Here is a 19,960-nt window from a genome sequence, read left to right on the forward strand (position 1 = left end):
GTGCGGGCAGGGGCGGCACCGGCCGACAGCTCACCCTCACCGATCCCCGGAACGGCTGGCTCGGCCCGGCCGGCGATGCCATGATGCCCCTCAGGCGCTGCTCGTGGCGCTGTGACCGCGACCCGCTCGTCCGAGGAGACCGCCATGCAGGCACGCACCCTGGGCCGGGACGGCCTCCACGTCTCCGCGATGGGCCTGGGCTGCATGGGCATGAGCCAGTCGTTCGGGCCTCGCCCACCGCGCGAGGAGATGATCACCTTCCTGCGCGCCGCGGTGGACCGGGGCGTGACCCTGTTCGACACCGCGGAGGTCTACGGCCCCTTCCACAACGAGGAGCTCGTGGGGGAGGCGCTGCAACCGGTCCGTGAGGACGTCGTCATCGCCACCAAGTTCGGGTTCGAGTTCGACCAGAACGGCAGGCAGATCGGGGTCACCAGCAGACCGGACCACATCCGGGCCGCAGTCGAGGGCTCGCTGCGTCGCCTGCGCACCGACACCATCGACCTGCTGTACCAGCACCGCGTCGACCCCGACGTGCCCATCGAGGATGTCGCCGGCACCGTGAAGGAACTCATCGCGGCGGGCAAGGTCCGACACTTCGGGTTGTCCGAGGCCGGTGTCTCCACCATCCGGCGCGCTCACGCGGTCCAGCCGGTGACGGCCCTGCAGAGCGAGTACAGCCTGTTCTGGCGTGAGCCCGAGGACGAGATCCTGCCCGCCCTCGAGGAGCTGGCGATCGGCTTCGTGCCCTTCAGCCCGCTCGGGCGCGGTTTCCTGACCGGTCAGGTCACCGCCGCGACCGAGTTCGGCGAGGGTGACATCCGCGCCACTCTGCCCCGCTTCCAGCGCGAGGCCATCGAGGCGAACCTCGCCCTGGTGGAGCTGATCACCCGCACCGCCGAACGGAAGGGATGCACGCCCGGGCAGCTGGCCCTGGCCTGGCTGCTCGCCCAGCAGCCGTGGATCGTGCCGATCCCCGGCACCCGGCGACTCGAGCGGCTCGACGAGAACCTCGCATCGGCGTCCCTCGAGCTCACCGCCGAGGACCTCGCCGAGCTGGACCAAGCGTCCGCCGGTGTGCAGCTGCAGGGCGAGCGCTACCCCGAGGCCATGGCGCGGATGATCGACCGCTGACGATCCGATGTGGCGCCGGGCACCCCTAGCTCGCGAGGGGACGGAACGGACGCACCTCGGCCTTGGCGGGGTGGACCACGCCGGCTGAGGACTCAGGCATCTCGTTCCAGGCACCCGGGAGGTCGCGCAGCGGCTCAGAGACGATGAGGCGGGTCTCGTCGCCGAGCTGCTTGAGGACCTCGATCTCCGGATGTAGCCTGCGCAACGCGCTGACGGCGGTGGAGAAGAACAGGGTCCGGCTCGCGCGCTCGCTGGAGTAGCGGAACACCCATACCGACTCCCCGTCGGTGGTCGCCACCGTCATCTGCACCGGGTGCTCGATACCGTGCCGGTGGCCCACGTCCTCCACCAGGCCGATGGCGCGCTCGACGGCGGTGAACGGGTCGTCGTTGAGCCCGAACGTGAGGGCCAGGAAGAACAGGGTCTCGGAGTCGGTGGAGCCCTCGATGTCGGCGTAGAGAGCCGGATCCACGGCCAGGACCAGGTCCCGCTTGATCTCGTGGAAGCCGCGCAGGGAGCCGTTGTGCATCCACAGCCACCGACCGTGGCGGAACGGGTGACAGTTGCTGCGCTGCACGGGAGTGCCGGTGGCGGCGCGGACATGGGCGAACAGCACCGGCGTCCGGATCTGCCCGGTGACCTCACGCAGGTTCTGGTCGTTCCAGGCCGGCTCGACGCTCTTGAACACCGCCGGGTTGGGCCCCTCGCCGTACCAACCGATCCCGAAGCCGTCGCCGTTCGTGGTGGTCGCTCCCATCCGGGAGTGCAGGCTCTGGTCGATCAGGGAGTGGACGGGCCGGAACAGCAGGTGCTCGGCCAGGATCGGCTCGCCCGAGTACGCCATCCACCTGCACATGCCTCCACTGAAACACCGCCGACCGGCTGTTGGCCAGAGTCGGTGGCGAGTCTCGTGAGGCGGACGGCAGCCCTGCGTCACGTTCGGGGGCTCAGCCCTCGATGGTGGCGTCCACAACCTCCTGGGCGATCGCCCGCAGCTTGACGTTGCGGGCCTGGGAGAGTCGTGACAGGAAGGCGAAGGCCCGCTGCTCGTTGAGTTGGTAGCGCTCCATGACGATGCCGACCGCCTGCCCGATGGTCTCGCGCGAGCGCAGGGCGGAGCGGAGGTCGTCGACCTCCTGGGCGTAGGAGATCGCAGTGGCCGAGTGGTGCGCGAACAGCTCGCGCAGGGTGTTGAGATCGGCGAAGGCGCCCACCCGCGGGGAGTAGAGATTGAGGGCCCCCTGGGAACGTGAGCTCTCGAACAGCCGCAGTCCCATCTGTGCCCGGATGCCATGGGCCTGCGCGATCCGGCCGTAGCGTGGGAAGCGCTCCTCGGCACCCAGGTCCGGCGCGGCCACGTGGACGCTCTCCACGGCTGCCTCGTAGCAGGGGCCCTCTCGCAGCTCGTACTGCGCGGCGTCCAGCTCGCACAGGAGGTCGTGGCTGGGCGCTACCGTCTCGAGCCGCCCGTCGGCATGCTTGATGGTGATGCTGCTGTAGGCGACGTCGGGCAGGACCTCGACTGCGGCCGCGGTGACGCGATGCAGGGTCTCGTCAAGGTCGCCCGGGCTCAGGACCGTGGAGAGGCGGCGGGTCGCCTCGATAAGGCTCTCTTGGATCACCTGCTGAGGCTACGCCCCGGCGACCGATTTCACTCGCAGGAGCCGTACCGATGACGGGGTGCCCGGTCGGCAGGGACTTCCGGCCCCTCTGCGCAGGGGTGGGGCGTGGTCAAGTGAATCGACGGAGTCGGGGGACCCCGCTAGCACGCAGCGAGGCCGTGGACAACCGACATTGCAACCCCAAGAAAAGAGCGCCGCAACGTGGCATCTACCCGCATCGAACTTGATCTGCTGGGAGAACGGGAGGTACCTGCCGAGACCTACTACGGCATCCATACCGTCCGTGCCGTCGAGAACTTCCAGATCAGCTCGGCCACCATCAACGACTACCCCGAGATGATCCGGGGGATGGTCAAGGTGAAGAAGGCCTCGGCCCTGGCGAACAAGGACCTCGCCACGATCCCGGCGGACGTGGCGGACGCCATCATCGCCGGTTGCGACGCGATCCTCGTCGAGGGCCGCTGCATGGACCAGTTCCCGGTTGACGTGTTCCAGGGCGGCGCGGGGACCTCGATCAACATGAACACCAACGAGGTGGTGGCCAACCTGGCGCTCGAGCACCTCGGCCTGCCGAAGGGGCGCTACGACGTCATCCACCCCAACGAGCACGTGAACCAGTGCCAGTCCACCAACGACGCCTACCCCACCGGCCTGCACCTGGCCGTGCTCAGCGTCGTGGACGGTCTGATGGACGAGGTGGCCGCCCTGGCCGACGCGTTCGACGCGAAGGCCGAGGAGTTCAGGAACGTCCTGAAGATGGGCCGCACCCAGCTCCAGGACGCCGTGCCGATGACGCTGGGCCAGGAGTTCACCGCGCTGGGCGCCTTGATGCGCCACGAGATCAAGCGCCTCTCCCGCGCCGGCGAGCTGCTCATGGAGATCAACCTGGGCGGCACCGCCATCGGGACGGGGCTGAACACCCCGGAGGGCTATGCGCGCTGTGCCGCGGACAAGCTCGCGCAGGTCACCGGGCTGCCGCTGGTGTCGGCCGAGGACCTGATCGAGGCGACGTCCGACACCGGCCCCTACGTGTCCATGCACGCGGCCATCAAGCACCTGGCGGTCAAGCTCGGCACGTTGTGCAACGACCTGCGACTGCTTTCCTCGGGTCCGCGCGCGGGCTTCAACGAGATCAACCTCCCCGAGCTCCAGGCCGGCTCGTCGATCATGCCGGCCAAGGTGAACCCGGTGATCCCCGAGGTCGTGAACCAGGTCTGCTTCAAGGTGATCGGCAACGACGTGACGGTCGCGATGGCCGCCGGTGCGGGTCAGCTCCAGCTCAACGTGATGGAGCCGGTCATCGCCCAGGCGCTCTTCGAGTCGGTCAGCCTGCTGACCAACGCCTGCCAGAACCTCCGCGTCCGGTGCGTCGACGGGATCACGGCGAACCCGGAGGTCTGCCGCGAGCACGTGATGAGCTCGATCGGCATCGTCACGTTCCTCAACCCCGTGATCGGCCACGACAACGGTGACCGCGTGGGCCGGGAGTGCGCGCGCACTGGCAAGAGCGTGCGCGAGGTGGTCCTCGAGATGGGGCTGCTCACCGAGGCCGAGCTGGACGTCCACCTCGCCCCGGAGAACTTGATGCGACCGCAGTACCGCGGGAAAATCTTCGCCGCGGCCGGAACGAACGATCTTCCGCTAAGGGTGTGATGACGTGATCATCGTCGAACTGTTGGTGGTCCTGGGCGCGATCTTCCTGGGAGCCCGCCTCGGTGGCATCGCGATCGGCTTCGCCGGTGGACTCGGCGTACTCGTGCTGGCGATCCTCGGCGTCACACCGGGGGAGCTGCCGCTGGGCGTCGTGTCCATCATCATGAGCGTCATCGCCGCCGTGGCCACGATGCAGGTGGCCGGGGGCATGGACTACCTCGTGGACCTGGCCGACCGCATCCTGCGCAAGAACCCGAAGCACCTCAACTTCCTGGCCCCGGTGATCACCTACCTGATGACCTTCATGGCCGGCACCGGGCACACGGCCTTCTCGACCATGCCGGTGATCGTCGAGCTGGCCAAGGAGAACAACATCCGGCCGTCGCGGCCGCTGTCGGTCGCCGTGGTCGCCTCCCAGATCGCCATCACCGCGTCACCGGTCTCGGCCGCCGTGGTGATCTTCGCCGACCTGCTCGAGCCGGGGGGAGTGGACTACCTGGAGCTGCTCGCGGTGGCGATCCCCTCGACCTTCCTGGCCTGCATCGCGACCGCGGCCATCATGATGGCCATCGACAAGGCGCGCGGCACCACGGACCTGGCCTCGCACCCCGAGTACCAGCGCCGGATGGCGGCCGCCGAGATGGTGGCCGTCGACAAGGCGCGCGGCACCACGGAGCTGGGCTCGCAGTCCGGGGACGAGCACCGGATGGCGGGCGGCACCGTGACGGCGGCCCCGTCGACCGCACGCGTGATCCGGCCCCGGGCCCGGCTCTCGGTCGTGATCTTCCTGATCGGCCTGGTGAGCGTGATGGCCTACGCCACGGCCATCAGTGAGAACGTCGGTCTGATCACCGACCCGGTGATGCCGCGCGACGCCGCGATCATCACGTTCATGCTGTCCATCGCGGCGGCGATCGTCATCCTCTGCGACGTACCCACCCCCGACATCCTCTCCGCCTCGACGTTCAAGTCCGGTATGAGCGCGAGCATGTGTGTGCTGGGAGTGGCCTGGCTGGGCACGACCTTCGTCAGCGCCCACGTCGAGGAGATCACCGAGTTCTCCGGTGACCTGCTCAGCAACCAGCCGTGGATGCTGGCCGTGGTCCTGTTCTTCGCCTCCGCCCTGCTCTACTCGCAGGCCGCGACGACGCAGGCTCTGATGCCCACGGCCCTGCTCATCGGTGTCGCGCCCTTCGCGGCGGTGGCTGCCTTCCCGGCAGTCTCGGCCCTGTTCGTCCTCCCCACCTACCCCACGCTGCTCGCGGCGGTCGAGATGGACGACACCGGCACCACCCGGATCGGCAAGTACGTCTTCGACCACCCGTTCCTGCTGCCGGGAGCCATCAACATCTCCATCGCGGTCGGTCTGGGCTTCCTGTTCGGCTCGCTGATCCTCTAGGGCTGGGACACCCCAGCAGACACACGACAAGCGCCGCCGCGCGACCCGAAGGTCGCGCGGCGGCTTCTGCGTGCGGCCTTCGCCGAAGTCGCCACGGCAGCGGCAGACACCTGGCATGCTGGCCGCGCTCGAGAGCACCCGGCCCGACCAAGGAGAACGCCGACGTGAACCACCCCCACCGCCGCCACAACCGGAACGCCAAGCGCAAGCGCGACAACTGCGACCTGAGCGACTGTTGCAGCGTCGACCTGGGAGGCCCCTGCATGATCGGCCTGTTCTCCGTGGCGCTCATGATGCTGCGTCCGATGCCCGCAGTCGCCGGCGGGCCTCAGGGCTGGTTCGCCTCCCTGCTGTGGCGCCGGGTGCGCGCCTACCAGCTCTACGTCTCGGCGAACCGTCCTCCCTGCTGCCCGATGACGCCCACCTGCTCGCGCTACTCCCTGGACGCTCTCCACACCCACGGCGCCCTGCGTGGCGCGATCCTCACCGTCAAGCGCCTGCGTCGGTGCCGGCCCGGAACCGCGACGCTGGACCCGGTGCCCGCAGCCAGGTGAACCCGAGCCGCCAGCCCGGGTGAGGTCGTCGCCGAGGGCGCAAGGTGCTCAGTTGACGTCGCTTCGACGTTCGAGCAGGACGGTGTCGCGCCAGACACCGTCGAGTTGGGCGATGCGGGTGCGTACGGCCAGGGTGCGGTAGCCGGCGGAGTGGTGCAGCGCGAGGCTGGCGCGGTTCTCGGGGAAGACGGAGGTCTGCAGCGTCCACAGACCGGCCCGATCGGCCTCCATGACCTGGGTGTACAGCAGCGACTTGCCGACGCCTCGACCGCGGGCCGCGGCAGCGACGTACACCGAGCTCTCGCCGACGCCCGCGTAGCACGACCGGCCCGACACGGGGGTGATGGCGCTCCAGCCGACCACCTGCCCGTCGAGCTCGGCGACCCACGCCAGGCCGGGAAGCCAACGGTCGCGCAACTGCTGGGCGGTGGGCAGTGTCGTCTCGAAGGTGGCGTCGCGCGTGGCCAGGCCCTCGTCGTAGATGGCGAGGACCGCCGCCATGTCGTCGTCGGTCACCAGACGGGTGGTGACGTCGGCGGGCAGGTCCTCGGGACAGCAGGGCGGGGAGGACAGGGTCCCCATGATCACGTCGGCCGCGTGCGGCAGGCCCGTGCAGCAGGCGGTGTTGACCGAGACCATGCTCGCCCGGCCGACCTTGTCGACCGCGACGAAGCCGACCCTCTTCAACAGCTCGACGTGGTGCGAGCACGTGGACTGGCTGACTCCGAGAGCCGCCGCGAGGTCGCCGATACGCATGGCTCCGGTCGATGACGTGGACACCGTGTGGAGCAGGCGGACCCGCGTGGGGTCGGCCAGCACGGCGAACCACTCGGCGTAGCCCTCGGCCTCCTGCTGACCCAGGCTCGGAGCGGACTGGGGGGCTTGGGGCGTGGGCGCGACGGCCGGTGAGGACGGCATGTCCTCAGACTACCTTGCTTTCATCGTCGCCGGTCGATACATTTCTCGCATCGACACGTCTCGATACTTCCGAAGAGTCAGAGGAGAAGGTCTTGCAGCACCCCGTGGTCATCGTCGGCGCCGGCCCCATCGGGTTGGCGGCCGCCGCCAACGCCGCCGAGCGGGGAATGGGCTTCGTGGTCCTGGAGGCTGGACCGCATGCGGGGGCGGCCGTGGGCGAGTGGGCGCACGTGCGGCTGTTCTCCTCGTGGTCCGAGCTGGTCGACCCGGCCGCGCGACGCCTGCTCGAGGCGGCCGGCACCTGGACGGCCCCCGACGACTCCGCCTACCCCACGGGAGGCGAGTGGCGCAGCGCCTACCTGCAGCCGCTCGCCGACCTGTTGGCCGCCACGGGCGAGGGGCGGATCCGCTACGGGTCCCGCGTCGTCGGCGTTGCCCGCGCCGGCCGGGACCTGATGGTCGACTCCGGCCGCGGGGATGACCCGTTCGCCGTCCATGTGGAGACCCCTGAGGGTCTCCAGCGGCTGCTGGCCGGTGCGGTCGTGGACGCCTCCGGCACCTGGAGCCGACCGAACCCGCTCGGCGCCGACGGCTACCCCGCCCTCGGCGAGAGCGAGCACGCGGACCGCATCAGCTACGGCATCCCCGACCTCTCCGACCCGGCCGTGGCTGCCCGCTACGCCGGCAAGCACGTCGCCGTCGCCGGCAAGGGCGCCTCCGCTCAGGGCGTCCTCGTGGGCCTGGCCAAGCTGGCGACGTCCGAGGGTGGGGCAGGCACCCGGGTGTCCTGGCTGCTGCGCCGCCCGTCCGTGGGCGACGCGTTCGGCGGTGGCGACAACGACCAGCTCGAGCAGCGCGGCAGGCTCGGCCAGGACGCCAAGGCCGCCGTGACCGGGGGACTGGTCGCGACTCTCACGCAGTTCCGTACCGAGTCGGTGGCGGTCCAGCCCGACGGGCGCCTGAGCATCTCCTCCCTCAACGGCCAGACGGTGTCCGACGTCGACGAGGTCATCGTCGTCACCGGGTTCCGCCCCGACTTCGGGTTCCTCTCCGAGGTCCGCCTCGACCTCGACCCCGCCCTGGGGGCCGCACGCGTGCTCGCCGACCAGATCCACCCCGACCACCACAGCTGTGGCGACGTCGCTCCGCACGGTCACCGCGAGCTCGCCCAGCCTGAACAGGGCCTCTTCCTGGTCGGGATGAAGTCCTACGGTCGCGCTCCGTCGTTCCTGGCCATGACCGGCTACGAGCAGGTCCGCTCCGTGGTCGCAGCCCTCGACGGAGACCTCGAGTCCGCCGACCGAGTGGACCTGGTCCTGCCCGAGACGGGTGTGTGCAACGGCGCCGGCGCGTTTGACGACCCCGAAGGCCTCGCGGACGCCTCTGCCCCTGCGAGCGGGTGCTGCGCCCCGGCCGCCGCCGAGCCGCAGCTGATCACCCTCGGCAGCGGCTCCGGCAAGTCCTGCGGGTAACCGACCTTCGCGGCAGCCGCGCCGGCGCTATCGCTATCGACGGCGGTCAATGGCGTCCCCGTATCGACGTATGTCAACATTGACGCATGTCGATGTCTTCGCAGAACGAGTGCGGACCGCTCACGGCCGACGGTCTGGCGTGTTGCGTCCCCCTGGCCCGCGAGCCCATCAATGCCGAGCAGGCGGCCGGCGTCGTCTCGATGCTCAAGGCCATCGCCGACCCCGCCCGACTGCGGCTGCTGTCGCTGGTGCTCTCCCACGAGGGTGGCGAGGCCTGCGTGTGCGACCTGCTGCCGCACTTCGACCTGTCCCAGCCCACGATCAGCCATCACCTCAAGGTCCTCCACGAGGCAGGGCTCCTGAACCGCGAGAAGCGCGGCACCTGGGTCTACTACATCGCCCGCCCTGAGGCGATGAGCGCGCTCGGCGCCCTGTTCGCCACGGGAAACACCACGGGCGCCACCGCGACCCGCGCCGAGCCCGCCGGAGCGTCGGCATGAGCGACACCGTCCGCGAAACGCCTTCGGCCGGCACCGAGAACGCCGTACTCCAGCGCCTGTCGACCCTGGACCGGTTCCTCCCGGCCTGGATCGGGGTGGCCATGGTCGCCGGGCTCCTGCTGGGCCGGCTCGTCGACGGGCTCGACGACGCCCTCGCGAAGGTGGAGATCGGCTCGGTCTCCCTGCCCATCGCCATCGGCCTGCTGGTGATGATGTACCCGGTCCTCGCCAAGGTCCGCTACGACGAGCTCGGCCACGTCACCGGCGACCGCCGGCTCCTGGCGACCTCGATCGTCCTGAACTGGGTCCTCGGGCCGGCGCTGATGTTCGCGCTCGCGTGGCTGCTGCTGCCGGACCTGCCCGAGTACCGCACCGGCCTGATCATCGTCGGGCTCGCCCGCTGTATCGCGATGGTGCTCATCTGGAACGACCTCGCCTGCGGAGACCGCGAAGCCGCCGCGATCCTGGTCGCGCTCAACGCGGTCTTCCAGATCCTGGCCTTCGCCGTCCTCGGCTACTTCTACCTCCAGGTCCTCCCCGGCTGGCTCGGCCTGGACGAGACCGACCTCGACGTCTCCATGTGGAGCATCGCCAAGTCGGTACTGGTCTTCCTCGGCATCCCGCTGGCCGCCGGCTTCCTCACCCGCACCCTCGGCGAACGCGCCAAGGGCCGCGACTGGTACGAGACCACCCTGCTGCCCCGCATCGGGCCCCTGGCGCTCTACGGGCTGCTGTTCACCATCGTCCTGCTCTTCGCGCTCCAGGGCGACACCATCACCCACCAGCCCCTCGACGTCGTCCGCATCGCCGTGCCGCTGCTGGTCTACTTCGCCCTCATGTGGGGCGGCTCCATGCTGCTCACCAAGGTCCTCGGGTTCGACTACCAGCGCGCGACCGCGGTCTCCTTCACCGCCGCCGGCAACAACTTCGAGCTCGCCATCGCCGTGGCCATCGGTGTCTTCGGTGTCGCGTCCGGTCAAGCACTGGCCGGCGTCGTCGGCCCACTCATCGAGGTCCCCGTCCTCGTCGCTCTCGTCTACGTCAGCCTGTGGGCACGCAAGTTCTTCCCCGAGCGCGCACCGGCAACGACTCCCGCCTCTGCGACCGACTCCCCAGGAGCGCCACGATGACCGGCACCGACCTTTCCGCCGATGTCCCGCAGGTCGTGTTCGCCTGCGTGCGCAACGGCGGCCGCTCAGTCATCGGTCGAGTCCTCACCGAGCACTACGCCGGCGGCCGCGTCCGTGCCCTCTCCGCCGGCACCCAGCCCGGCGAGCACATCCACGCCGAGGTCGCCGAGGTGCTCGAGAAGCTCGGCCTGGACACCTCCGCCGAAGAACCGAAGCTCCTGACCCGCGACACCATCGCGACCAGCACCATGGCGATCACCCTCGGCTGCGGCGAGGAGTGTCCCTACGTCCCCGGCGTGAGGTACGTCGACTGGCCGGTCGCCGACCCGGGTGGTCAGGACGAGGACACCGTGCGCGTCATCATCGCCGACCTCGACGCACGGGTCCGCGACCTGCTGGTCGAACTGATCCCAGGCATCGACCTCCCGGCCTCGGTCCTGGGCCGAGCCTGACGAGGAGGTCGGCTGCTCAGGCGGCCGGGCCCTCCACTGCGGCGGCCGTCGGGTCGATGAAGAAGTTGTCGCGGAACAGGCCGGTGGGGTCGTAGCGGCGCTTCAGCTCGCGCAGCCGGGCGAGGTGGGCGGGCGGGAAGGCGCGCTCCAGCCACTGCGCTCCGGTGCCGGTCTCGAAGCTGAGGTAGCTCCCCGACAGGTGCGGGACCAGCCGCTCCCAGGCGGTGTCGAACGCGGGGCCGGTGCCGAACCCCGAGAGCGAGAACGCGGCGCTGCGCCCGGCGTACGCCGTGGCGCCGCTCGGTACGTCGGAGACCGCGCCGCCGACCGCGCGGATCGAGAAGAAGTACGACGTGCCGGCGTCGAGTAGGTCCGCGATCTCGGCCGCGAGTCCGGGGGAGAGGTGGTCGGCCAGGCCGGAGTGGGTGTGCGGCTCGCCGTGGCCCTGCTGCGGCGCGTCGCTGCCGAACAGGCCCATCACCTGGTCGTAGGTCGTGAGCGCGACCTGCTGCTGCACCAGGGGCGCGATCTCGGCGATCGGCTGCAGGCGCTCGATGACGGTGTCGGGGTCGTCGGAGTCGACGACCAGCATCGCCTGGGCGATCCGCTGCCCGCCCCGGCGAGCACCGAGGATGACCTGGCCGGTGACGCTGCGGTCCGCGGACTCGACCTCGCGCCCCCACCGCTCCAGGAAGGCCGCGGTGTCGCTGGCGTCGAAGGCGAGCTGGGCGAAGGCGATCGTGCCGACCCGGGCTGCGGTGAGCTCGAAGGAGGTGGCGATGCCGAAGTTGGCCCCGGCGCCGCGCACGCCCCAGAAGAGGTCGGGCTCCTGATCGGCGTCGGTGCGCACGACCCGGCCGTCGGCCAGGACCAGCTCGACCGCCCTCAGGTGGTCGATGGTCAGGCCGTGGCTGCGCGCGAACCAGCCGATCCCACCGGCGGTCGCGAGCCCACCGACGCCCACGCCTCCGTAGTCGCCGCTGCTGATCGCGAGCCCGTACGCCGCGAGCGTGCGGGCCACGTCGGCCCACCGGGCGCCGGGGCCGAGCCGGACGTGGCCCGTGTCGGGGTCGAGCACCTCGACGCTGTCGAGGGCGCTGACGTCGATGACGAGCCCGCCGTGGTTGAGGGAGCGGCCGGAGATGCCGTGCCCGGCGCTGAGGACGCCGAGCGGGAGCTCGCGGTGCTCACGGGCGACCGCGACCGCGGCCTGTACCTCGGCGACGGTCCGCGGCCGGAGCACGAGACCGGGGGCGCCGCCACGCAGGTAGCTCGAGGTGTAGCGCGCGTAAGCCGGGTCGCCGGGCTCGACCGCGCGCTCGGCCAGCCCGGACGGCAGGTCGTCGTAGCCGATGCCGGGGAGGCGCTTCGCCAGGGCAGAGGAGCCGCGGACCCGGGCGCGCTCGCGCACCCCGGAGCCGGCGCGGGCCTCGGCGACCCGGTCGCGCACCTCGTCGGTCAGTGCGGCGAAGCGACGCAGCCCGCCCTCGTCGTCGCCCATCACGATGAAAGTGCTGACGCCGTCCTCGACAGCGAGGCGCACCAGCTCGTCGGCGTCGGTCTCGGGAGCGATGTTGAGCAGCCGCACGACCTCGGCGGGGTCCCGGCCGGCCTCACGGGCAGCCTCGTCGATCACGCGCATGCCGCGCTCGAGATCCCCGGGCTGGAGGTACGGCATCGAGGGCAGCCAGCCGTCGGCCGCGCGGCCGATCAGGCGCAGCATCCGCGGCTTGAGGGCACCGAGCCAGATCGGCACGTCGTGCGCGGGCGCCGGACCACGCTTGGCGCCGCGGACCCGGTGGTGGGCGCCCTCGACGGCGAGGACCGACCGGTCGGCGGTGTCCCAGATGCCGCGGATGATCGTGATCGCCTCGGCCAACGCGTCCACCGCCTCGCCGGGCGTCAGGCGGGTTCCGCCGTACGCCTCGATCGCGTCCCAGAAGCCACCGGCGCCCAGCCCCAGCGCGACGCGGCCGCCGGAGAGGAGGTCGAGACTGGCCACCGACTTTGCCAGCACGGCGGGCGGGCGCAACGGCAGGTTGTGCACGTTGCCGGCGAGGTGGATCCGCTCGGTGCGTGCGGCGGCGTACGACATCAGCGTCCAGGTGTCGAGGAACGACGGCTGGTAGGGGTGGTCCTGGAACGTCGCAAGGTCGTAGCCGAGCTCCTCGCTGAGGAGCGCGAGGTCCACCGGTCGTTGCGGCGAGGCGGCTGTCGGAGTGATGAAGGATCCGAAGCGAAGTGGGTGACCATAGTCGGGCATGCCCCCAGCATGCGCCGCGCGACGGCGCGGCTCAACTGGTGGTAAGTGGGTTACTATGGGTAAGTGACCAGGAGGAGCTCGACCCCCGTCCGCCAGCACCGGATCGACGACGCCACCTGCCGGGAGGCCACGGTGAGTCTGGAGTTCATCGGCCGCCGCTGGACCGGCGCGATCATGCTTGCGCTCGGCCGCGGCGCGTCACGGTTCGGGGAGATCGAAGCGGCCGTCGACGGACTCTCCGCACGCCTGCTCACCGCCCGACTGCGCGAGCTGGAGGCACATGGCCTCGTCGAGCGCGAGGTGATCGCGACGACGCCGGTCTCGGTGCGCTACCGGCTCACCCCACGCGGTGGCGATCTGTTGACGGCGATGCAGCCGCTCGTGGCCTATCACCTGCGCTGGGGCGACTGAGAGTCCCGCACCGTCGGGTCAGGGAAGCGCCAGCTCCCTGAGCTGCCGGCGGGAGGTGATGCCCAGCTTGCGGAAGATGCTGCGGAGGTGGGCCTCGATCGTGCGGGGGCTGAGGAAGAGCTGCGCAGCGACCTCCCGGGAGGTCGCGCCGGTGGCCACCAGTCGCGCGATGTGCAGCTCCTGGTCGGTGAGGGCGTCGGTCGGCTGGGCGGTCCGCTTGCGGGGATGCTCACCGGTGGCGCGCAGCTCGCGGGCGGCGCGCTCGGCGAACGCCTCCATCCCCATGTCCGACAGCTGCTGGTGGGCGGTGCGCAGCTGTTCCCGGGCGTCCTGGCGACGGCCCTCACGGCGCAGCCACTCGCCGTACACGAGGTGTGCGCGGGCAGTCTGGCCGGTCATCCGGGACCGGCTCAGCCGTTCGATCGCCTCACGATAGTTGTCCTCGGCGATGGGCCCCGCACTGGTCAGCGCGCGGGATCGGGCCGCGAGGCCGAGCGCCCAGGACGTGTTGCAGGCGAGCGCGCGTGAGTTGAATTGCTCCAGGGCACTCGCCGCGATGTCGGGGTGACCGGCACGCATGCTCGCCTCGATGAGCTCCGGCTGGCCGATGTTGATGAGCCCCAGCTCACCGGACTCACATGCCCGCCTCGCCGCCGTGTGCGCTTGAGCGTAGTTGCCCACACCGTTGTGCAGCACGGCCATCGCGTACTGGGCCACGGCGACCTCCGTGTCGCTATCGGGGTCGGCGGCACTCCGGATGATTGCCTCGTTCAGGTGGGAAGCGGCTGCATGATCGCCGCGCCACGCGGTGAGCGCGACGAGGGTGTGCCGCAGAGGCACTCCGCCGGTGGCCTCCGCGATCGCCGTGGACTCGGCGGCCAGCTCGCCGGCGCGAGTGAGCTCGCCGGCCAAGACCAAGACGTTCGCCAACGAGCTGAGGGCAGCGGGCAGGGTGGCCAAGGCGCCGGTCTCGCGAGCCAGTTTCACGTGACGGCTCGCCAGAGCGTGGGCAAGCTCGTCATCAAGGATCCCGACGGCGCAGCGACCGGCCAGCCACAGCCAGCGGTCGCTGCGGGCCTCGAGTGCCCGGGCAGTGTGCGCCTCGTCGCAGAACGCCTGCAATGCGAGTCTGAGTGCTGGCGTCCCCGCCGTGTACCCCGCGGTGAACGTCGTCACGAGACCGTCCATGAGCCGGTCCGAAGGCCGTGGTGGCTTGGTGGCTTCGGGAGCCGTCAGGGCAGCTGCCGCAACACGGGCCGTGTCGCGTCCATCGATGATGAGCGCCGCGTCGATGGCGTCCAGGTAGGTGTCACGGGACAGCGACGCGTCCAGCGGGGCGAGCGTTGCGGCAGCCTCCAGCATCAGATCGGGCACCTCGCTCCCGCGCGTGAGGTGGAAGGCGATCTTGGCCCGGAGCAGCTGCAGCCGGGCGCATCGCAGGTCGTCCAGCGGCTGAGCCGCCGTGACGCTCAGCAACTCCAGGGCGGCCTCGGACGCTCCCGCCTCGTGCAGGGTCTGAGCGGCGTCCAGGGCTCGTCGTGCACGGACTTCTGGCTTCGGCGTCAGCTCGGCCGCTCGTTGCAGGAACGCGGCGGAGGCTGCTACCCCGCCGCGAGCGCGGGCCCGGCCTGCCGAGCCTTCCAGTTCGGCGGCGGCCTCCTCGTCGGTGCCCAGCACCGCCTGCCCCCGATGCCAGGCACGCCGGTCGGGGTCGGCCTGGGCGTCGGTCGCCACCGCCAGCGCATCATGGGCGCGACGCTGGTCCGGCGGTGTGGCCGCCTGGTAGACCGCCGAACGGACCAGCGGATGACGGAACCGCACCCGGGTGTCGATCTCCAGCAGCCTGCTGGCCTCCGCGAGTGCGGCCGCCTCGCGGGAGATGCCCAGGTGGGTGGCCGCGCGCCACAGCAGGGCCGCATCGCCGGTCGGGTCGGCGGCGGCGACCAGCAGCAGCAGCCGGGTCTCTGCCGGGAGGCTGGCCGAACGGCGTCGGAAGCCGTCCTCGATGCGGCGGGGCACGCTCAGCACACCGGGCAGCTCGAAGCCGCCGGCCAGGTGTGCGGCCCGCGTGCTGTGGGGCAGCTCCAGCAGGGCCAGAGGGTTGCCCCGCGCCTCCGCGACGATCCGGTCGCGCACGGCGGCGTCGAGTGGTGTGCGGACGGCGGCGACCAGCAGTGCGCGCGCGTCGGTCGCACCGAGCCCCTCCAGACGTAGCTCGGGCAACCCGGCGAACGGGTGGTCCTCGCCTGCGCCGGAGTCGCGCAGCGCGAACAGCAGCGCCACCCGCTCGGCCGATACCCGCCGCGCCACGAATGCCAGGACCTGTGCGGACGCCTCGTCCAGCCACTGCGCATCGTCGAAGAGACACAGCAGCGGTGCCTCCTCGGCGACCTCGGCCAGGAGGTGGAGGGTCGCCAATCCCACCAGGAAGCGGTCCGGCGCGGGACCGGCGCGCAGTCCGAACGCCACCCCCAAGGCATCCTGCTGGGGGTCGGGCAGCGCTCCGAGCCGGTCCAGCAGGGGATCGCACAGCTGGTGCAGACCCGCGAACGGGAACTGCATCTCCGCCTCCACCCCCACCGAGGACTCCACCAGGAACCCCGACGTTGCGGCGGCGTCGCGGGCCTGCTCCACCAGTGCGGTCTTGCCGATGCCCGCTTCCCCGCGCACCACCAGCGCACCGCTGCGCCCGGCCTGTGCCTGCGTGAGCAGCTGTTCGACGATCTCGCGCTCCGCGCGACGGCCCAGGAGGTGTGTCAACTTCGCTCTCCTCTGGGCGGCACGGATAGGTGGATTTCACCGTTGCGAAGCCCAGCCTGCCAGATCCGGCCCGCCGCGGCGACGCGATGAGCGGCGAGACATCGGGGATTCCACCGACGCGAAGGCACCCCGCGTAGCGCGAGTCTGGTGGGGCAGCACCAGCCCGCACGGACCGGATCAGCCGGATCCGGCTCGTGGAGCATGAGAGGAACCACCATGTCCGCCTCTTCCGTCATCGACGTCGAACGTCTGAACGTCACCTACGGTGCCTTCGCGGCCGTCCGTGACCTGTCCTTCCACGTCCAGCGCGGCGAGCTCTACGCGTTGCTGGGCACGAACGGAGCCGGCAAGACGTCCACGTTGGAGGTGGTCGAAGGTCATCGCCGGGCCGCGTCCGGCACGGTGCGGATCTTCGGTGAGAGTCCGCAGGACCGGCGCTCCGTGCGGCCGCGGGTGGGCATCATGCTGCAGGAGAGCGGCTTCTCCCCGGACCTGACGGTGCGGGAGTCGGTGGGCCTGATCGGCGCCTTGAGTGGGAGGCAGGACGACGTCGACCGGGTGCTCGGCGTCTCGGGCCTGACCCGCAAGGCGAGCACCCGGGTCTCCCAGCTGTCCGGCGGCGAGAAGCGGCGCCTGGACTTCGCCACGGCCGTCTACGGCGGGCCCGAGCTGGTCGTCCTCGACGAGCCGACCACCGGGCTGGACATCCAGTCCCGCGACGCCCTCTGGGCCGCCGTGGACCGGTTGCGCGACGAGGGTTCCACGGTCGTCCTCACCACCCACTACCTGGAGGAGGCCCAGCAGCGGGCCGACCGCATCGGGCTCATGCACGAGGGCACGCTGCGGCAGGAGGGCACGGTCGCGGAGCTGACGCAGACCCTGCCGTCGGTGATCAGCTTCGCGCTGTCACCCGGCGCCCCCGAGCCGCCGATCGTCGGTGCGCTCAACGGCGCCTTCCACGTCGAGACGTTCAGCCTGCAGCAGGACCTGTACCGGTTGTTGGGCTGGGCGCACGACACCGGGGTGGAGCTGGTGGACCTGGCGGCCGGCCCCACCCGCCTCGACGACGTCTTCCGCACCCTCGACGCCGACTGAGCCCACGACCTGTCCGGGACCACGAGCACCACCATGAAGGGAAGTACCGCCATGTTCGAGATCGCTCGCAGTGAGCTGGTTCAGATGCTGCGGAACCGGTTGGTCCTGGTCACCGGCCTGGTCATCCCGGTGGCCGTCGGCGGCTACTTCGTCTACCAACACGAGGTGTACTCCGACCTCGGCAGCCTCGGCTTCGTCGCTGCGATCGTGATGGTCACCGTGATGGCCTTCGGCCTCTACACCACCGCGGTGACCACGTTGGCCGCACGCCGGCAGGACCTCTTCCTCAAGCGGTTGCGCTCCACCGCTGCCAGCGACCCCAGCATCCTCACCGGGCTGGTCCTCCCGATCACCGTCGTCGCGCTCGTCCAGGTGGTCGCGATCCTGGCCGTTCTCGGTGTGGTGGTCGCCGGCCCCGCCGATGTCCCACTGCTGGCCGTGGCGATCCTGGCCACGACGGCCATGATGGGGGCTCTGGCGCTGGCCACCGCGGGGGTCACGACCTCACCCGAGCACGCCCAGGTGACCACCCTGCCGGTGAGCTTGGCGGTGATCGCCGTGGCCAGTTGGGTGGGGATCACCGGCACCGAGGACCTCGCCTACCTCAAGCGGCTTCTCCCCGGCGGCTCGGCCACCGAGCTGGTCGTCAACGCCTGGGACGGCGGCGTACCCGTCGCCGACTCGCTGCCCCTCCTGGTCCCCACCCTGGGCTGGGTCGTCGTCGCCGTCGCCCTGGCTGGTCGACTCTTCCGCTGGGAGCCGCGCCGATGAGCACGGACCGGGTCGTCGACGGTCGGTACGAGGTGGGTGAGGTCATCGGGTGGGGCGCCACGGCCGACGTCCATCGCGGTCGCGACCTCCACTCGGGCCGTCCGGTCGCCATCAAGGTGCTCCGCCAGGACCTGGCGCGAGACCCCATGTTCCGGTCCCGCTTCCAGCGTGAGGCGATCACCGTGGCGGGTCTGCGCCATCCCGCCATCGTCGCCGTCTACGACACCGGGCACGAGGAGGTCGACGCAGGCTCGGCAGGCAAGGTCGAGGTCCCGGTCATCGTGATGGAGTACGTCGCGGGGCGGTCGCTGCGGGACCTCCTCAGGATGCGCCGGCCCACGCTGAACGAGACGCTCCAATACCAGGTCGGGATCCTCTCGGCGCTCGACTTCAGCCACCGGGCGGGCGTCGTCCATCGCGACATCAAGCCCGCCAACGTGATGATCACGCCCGAGGGTGCCGTCAAGGTCGTGGACTTCGGGATCTCGCGTGCCGGTGGAGACCCCGCCGCGACCCTGACCCAGGCGCAGGCGTTCCTCGGAACTCCGGCCTACGTTTCTCCCGAGCAGGCGCGCGGTCAGACCCTGGACGCCCGCAGCGACCCCTACTCCGCAGGCTGCGTGCTCTACGAGCTCCTGACCGGCCGACCGCCGTTCGTCGCGGACGACCCCATCTCCGTCGCCTACCAGCACGTCCACGAGAAGCCCGCACGGCTCGGCACCGCCGTTGCGGCGCTGGACGCCGTCCTCGCGAAGGCTCTCGCCAAGGAGCCGGAGGACCGGTTCCGGGACGCGCGCTCGTTCAGGAAGGCGCTCCTGGCTGCGGCGAAGGACACCGTCCACATCCCTCACGGCGCCCTGGCGAGCGCCTTCGACGACGACGACGCGCGCGTCGCACTAGCGCTGGGCGATCCCGCCGGCTTGGCCGAGCTGGGCTGCTGACCGGCACCCACGAGACAGGACAACGAGGAGAGGAACCACGTCATGGGATTCATCACCGTCGGGAACGAGAACAGCGCCCCCATCGAGCTCTACTACGAGGATCAGGGCTCAGGACAGCCCGTGGTCCTGATCCACGGGTATCCCTTGGACGGGCACAGCTGGGAGCGCCAGGCGCGCGCGCTGCTCGCCACCGGGTACCGCGTGATCACCTACGACCGTCGTGGCTTCGGCCAGTCCTCGAAGGTCGGGTCCGGCTACGACTACGACACCTTCGCCGCCGACCTGTCCACCGTGCTGGAGACCCTCGACCTGCGCGAGGTCGTCCTCGTCGGCTTCTCGATGGGCACGGGCGAACTCGCCCGCTACGTCTCGCGGTACGGCCACGAGCGGGTCGCGAAGCTGGCGTTCCTCGCCTCGCTCGAGCCGTTCCTGGTACAGCGCGACGACAACCCCGAAGGCCTGCCGCAGGACGTCTTCGACGGCATCGAGGCCGCGGCAAGGACCGACCGCTACGCCTGGTTCACCCAGTTCTACCGGGACTTCTACAACCTCGACGAGACCCTCGGGTCGCGGATCAGCGAGGACGTCGTCCGGGCGAACTGGAACACCGCCGCCACCAGCGCCCCCGTCGCGGCGTACGAGGTCGTCCCGAGCTGGATCGAGGACTTCCGCGACGACGTCGCGGCGGTCCGCGCCAGCGGCAAGCCCGCTCTGATCCTGCACGGGACGGCCGACAACATCCTGCCGATCGACGCCACAGCGCGCCGCTTTCGCAAGCTCCTCCCGGACGCCGAGTACGTCGAGATCGAAGGCGCGCCGCACGGCTTGCTCTGGACCCACGCCGACGAGGTCAACGCCGCGCTGCAGTCCTTCCTCGGCTGATCG

The 19,960-nt window shown here is 70.7% G+C and carries 18 protein-coding genes; 13 read left to right on the forward strand and 5 right to left on the reverse strand.

The annotated features are described in order from the left end of the window. The first annotated feature begins 144 nt into the window (after positions 1-144). On the forward strand, positions 145-1,134 hold the full coding sequence (locus tag AC6EI4_RS15510; RefSeq protein WP_498423828.1) for an aldo/keto reductase: 990 nt from the start codon (positions 145-147) through the stop codon (positions 1,132-1,134). Positions 1,135-1,159: 25 nt separating this feature from the next. On the opposite strand, the gene AC6EI4_RS15515 is transcribed toward AC6EI4_RS15510, so the two are convergent. Together AC6EI4_RS15515 and AC6EI4_RS15520 are read right to left on the reverse strand one after the other, a co-directional pair. Next, positions 1,160-1,990, reverse strand: a complete 831-nt coding sequence (locus AC6EI4_RS15515) for a class II glutamine amidotransferase (protein ID WP_498452003.1) — start codon at positions 1,988-1,990, stop codon at positions 1,160-1,162. A 91-nt stretch (positions 1,991-2,081) separates the two neighbouring features. Then, positions 2,082-2,756, reverse strand: a complete 675-nt coding sequence (locus tag AC6EI4_RS15520) for a GAF and ANTAR domain-containing protein (RefSeq protein WP_498452004.1) — start codon at positions 2,754-2,756, stop codon at positions 2,082-2,084. Positions 2,757-2,957: 201 nt separating this feature from the next. On the opposite strand from AC6EI4_RS15520, the gene aspA reads away from it, so the two are divergent. The 3 genes from aspA to yidD all read left to right on the forward strand — a co-directional run bounded on the left by aspA (position 2,958) and on the right by yidD (position 6,362). Continuing rightward, entirely contained in the window at positions 2,958-4,409 is a 1,452-nt protein-coding gene (aspA, locus tag AC6EI4_RS15525; RefSeq protein ID WP_498452005.1) for an aspartate ammonia-lyase, read from the forward strand. Between the two features lie 4 nt (positions 4,410-4,413). Continuing rightward, a complete protein-coding gene (locus AC6EI4_RS15530; protein ID WP_498452006.1) occupies positions 4,414-5,808 on the forward strand; it encodes an anaerobic C4-dicarboxylate transporter in 1,395 nt (464 codons plus the stop codon). 164 nt (positions 5,809-5,972) lie between these two features. After that, a complete protein-coding gene (gene yidD / locus AC6EI4_RS15535) occupies positions 5,973-6,362 on the forward strand; it encodes a membrane protein insertion efficiency factor YidD (RefSeq protein ID WP_498423835.1) in 390 nt (129 codons plus the stop codon). A 48-nt stretch (positions 6,363-6,410) separates the two neighbouring features. Here the strand turns inward: yidD and AC6EI4_RS15540 are convergent, their stop codons facing one another. Next, positions 6,411-7,280, reverse strand: coding sequence for a helix-turn-helix domain-containing GNAT family N-acetyltransferase (locus AC6EI4_RS15540; protein WP_498423836.1), 870 nt, complete (start codon positions 7,278-7,280; stop codon positions 6,411-6,413). Between the two features lie 92 nt (positions 7,281-7,372). On the opposite strand from AC6EI4_RS15540, the gene AC6EI4_RS15545 reads away from it, so the two are divergent. From AC6EI4_RS15545 to AC6EI4_RS15560, 4 genes are all read left to right on the forward strand, one after another. Beyond that, complete coding sequence (locus tag AC6EI4_RS15545) at positions 7,373-8,752, forward strand: NAD(P)-binding domain-containing protein (protein ID WP_498452007.1); 1,380 nt, start codon at positions 7,373-7,375, stop codon at positions 8,750-8,752. 86 nt (positions 8,753-8,838) lie between these two features. Continuing rightward, entirely contained in the window at positions 8,839-9,252 is a 414-nt protein-coding gene (locus AC6EI4_RS15550; protein WP_498452008.1) for a metalloregulator ArsR/SmtB family transcription factor, read from the forward strand. Then, entirely contained in the window at positions 9,249-10,382 is a 1,134-nt protein-coding gene (gene arsB, locus AC6EI4_RS15555; protein WP_498452009.1) for an ACR3 family arsenite efflux transporter, read from the forward strand. Before AC6EI4_RS15550 ends, arsB begins: the two co-directional genes overlap by 4 nt. After that, positions 10,379-10,834 carry an arsenate-mycothiol transferase ArsC gene (locus tag AC6EI4_RS15560; protein ID WP_498452010.1) on the forward strand — a complete coding sequence of 152 codons (456 nt, stop codon included), beginning with the start codon at positions 10,379-10,381 and terminating at the stop codon, positions 10,832-10,834. Before arsB ends, AC6EI4_RS15560 begins: the two co-directional genes overlap by 4 nt. A 16-nt stretch (positions 10,835-10,850) precedes the next feature. Here the strand turns inward: AC6EI4_RS15560 and AC6EI4_RS15565 are convergent, their stop codons facing one another. Further along, positions 10,851-13,097: an LLM class flavin-dependent oxidoreductase gene (locus AC6EI4_RS15565; RefSeq protein WP_498452011.1), complete on the reverse strand. Its 2,247-nt coding sequence runs from the start codon at positions 13,095-13,097 to the stop codon at positions 10,851-10,853. Positions 13,098-13,160: 63 nt separating this feature from the next. Between AC6EI4_RS15565 and AC6EI4_RS15570 the strand changes: the two genes are divergently transcribed. Beyond that, positions 13,161-13,508, forward strand: coding sequence for a winged helix-turn-helix transcriptional regulator (locus AC6EI4_RS15570; protein ID WP_498452012.1), 348 nt, complete (start codon positions 13,161-13,163; stop codon positions 13,506-13,508). Between the two features lie 18 nt (positions 13,509-13,526). Here the strand turns inward: AC6EI4_RS15570 and AC6EI4_RS15575 are convergent, their stop codons facing one another. Next, the gene (locus tag AC6EI4_RS15575) at positions 13,527-16,268 is read right to left on the reverse strand and encodes an ATP-binding protein (protein WP_498452013.1); all 2,742 of its coding nucleotides are present in this window, start codon (positions 16,266-16,268) and stop codon (positions 13,527-13,529) included. 216 nt (positions 16,269-16,484) lie between these two features. On the opposite strand from AC6EI4_RS15575, the gene AC6EI4_RS15580 reads away from it, so the two are divergent. Genes AC6EI4_RS15580 through AC6EI4_RS15595 form a run of 4 tightly spaced genes read left to right on the forward strand, consistent with a single transcriptional unit; the run spans position 16,485 to position 19,957 of the window. Continuing rightward, positions 16,485-17,363, forward strand: a complete 879-nt coding sequence (locus tag AC6EI4_RS15580) for an ABC transporter ATP-binding protein (RefSeq protein ID WP_498423848.1) — start codon at positions 16,485-16,487, stop codon at positions 17,361-17,363. 51 nt (positions 17,364-17,414) lie between these two features. Beyond that, positions 17,415-18,134: an ABC transporter permease gene (locus tag AC6EI4_RS15585; RefSeq protein WP_498452014.1), complete on the forward strand. Its 720-nt coding sequence runs from the start codon at positions 17,415-17,417 to the stop codon at positions 18,132-18,134. After that, positions 18,131-19,075 (forward strand): protein kinase domain-containing protein, encoded by a 945-nt coding sequence (locus AC6EI4_RS15590; RefSeq protein ID WP_498452015.1) that lies wholly within the window; start codon positions 18,131-18,133, stop codon positions 19,073-19,075. The genes AC6EI4_RS15585 and AC6EI4_RS15590 overlap by 4 nt, the downstream gene beginning before the upstream one ends. A gap of 42 nt (positions 19,076-19,117) precedes the next feature. Further along, positions 19,118-19,957 carry an alpha/beta fold hydrolase gene (locus tag AC6EI4_RS15595; RefSeq protein ID WP_498452016.1) on the forward strand — a complete coding sequence of 280 codons (840 nt, stop codon included), beginning with the start codon at positions 19,118-19,120 and terminating at the stop codon, positions 19,955-19,957. The last annotated feature ends 3 nt before the right edge of the window (positions 19,958-19,960 follow it).

It is taken from the genome of Nocardioides sp. Z43_10 (assembly GCF_059766615.1).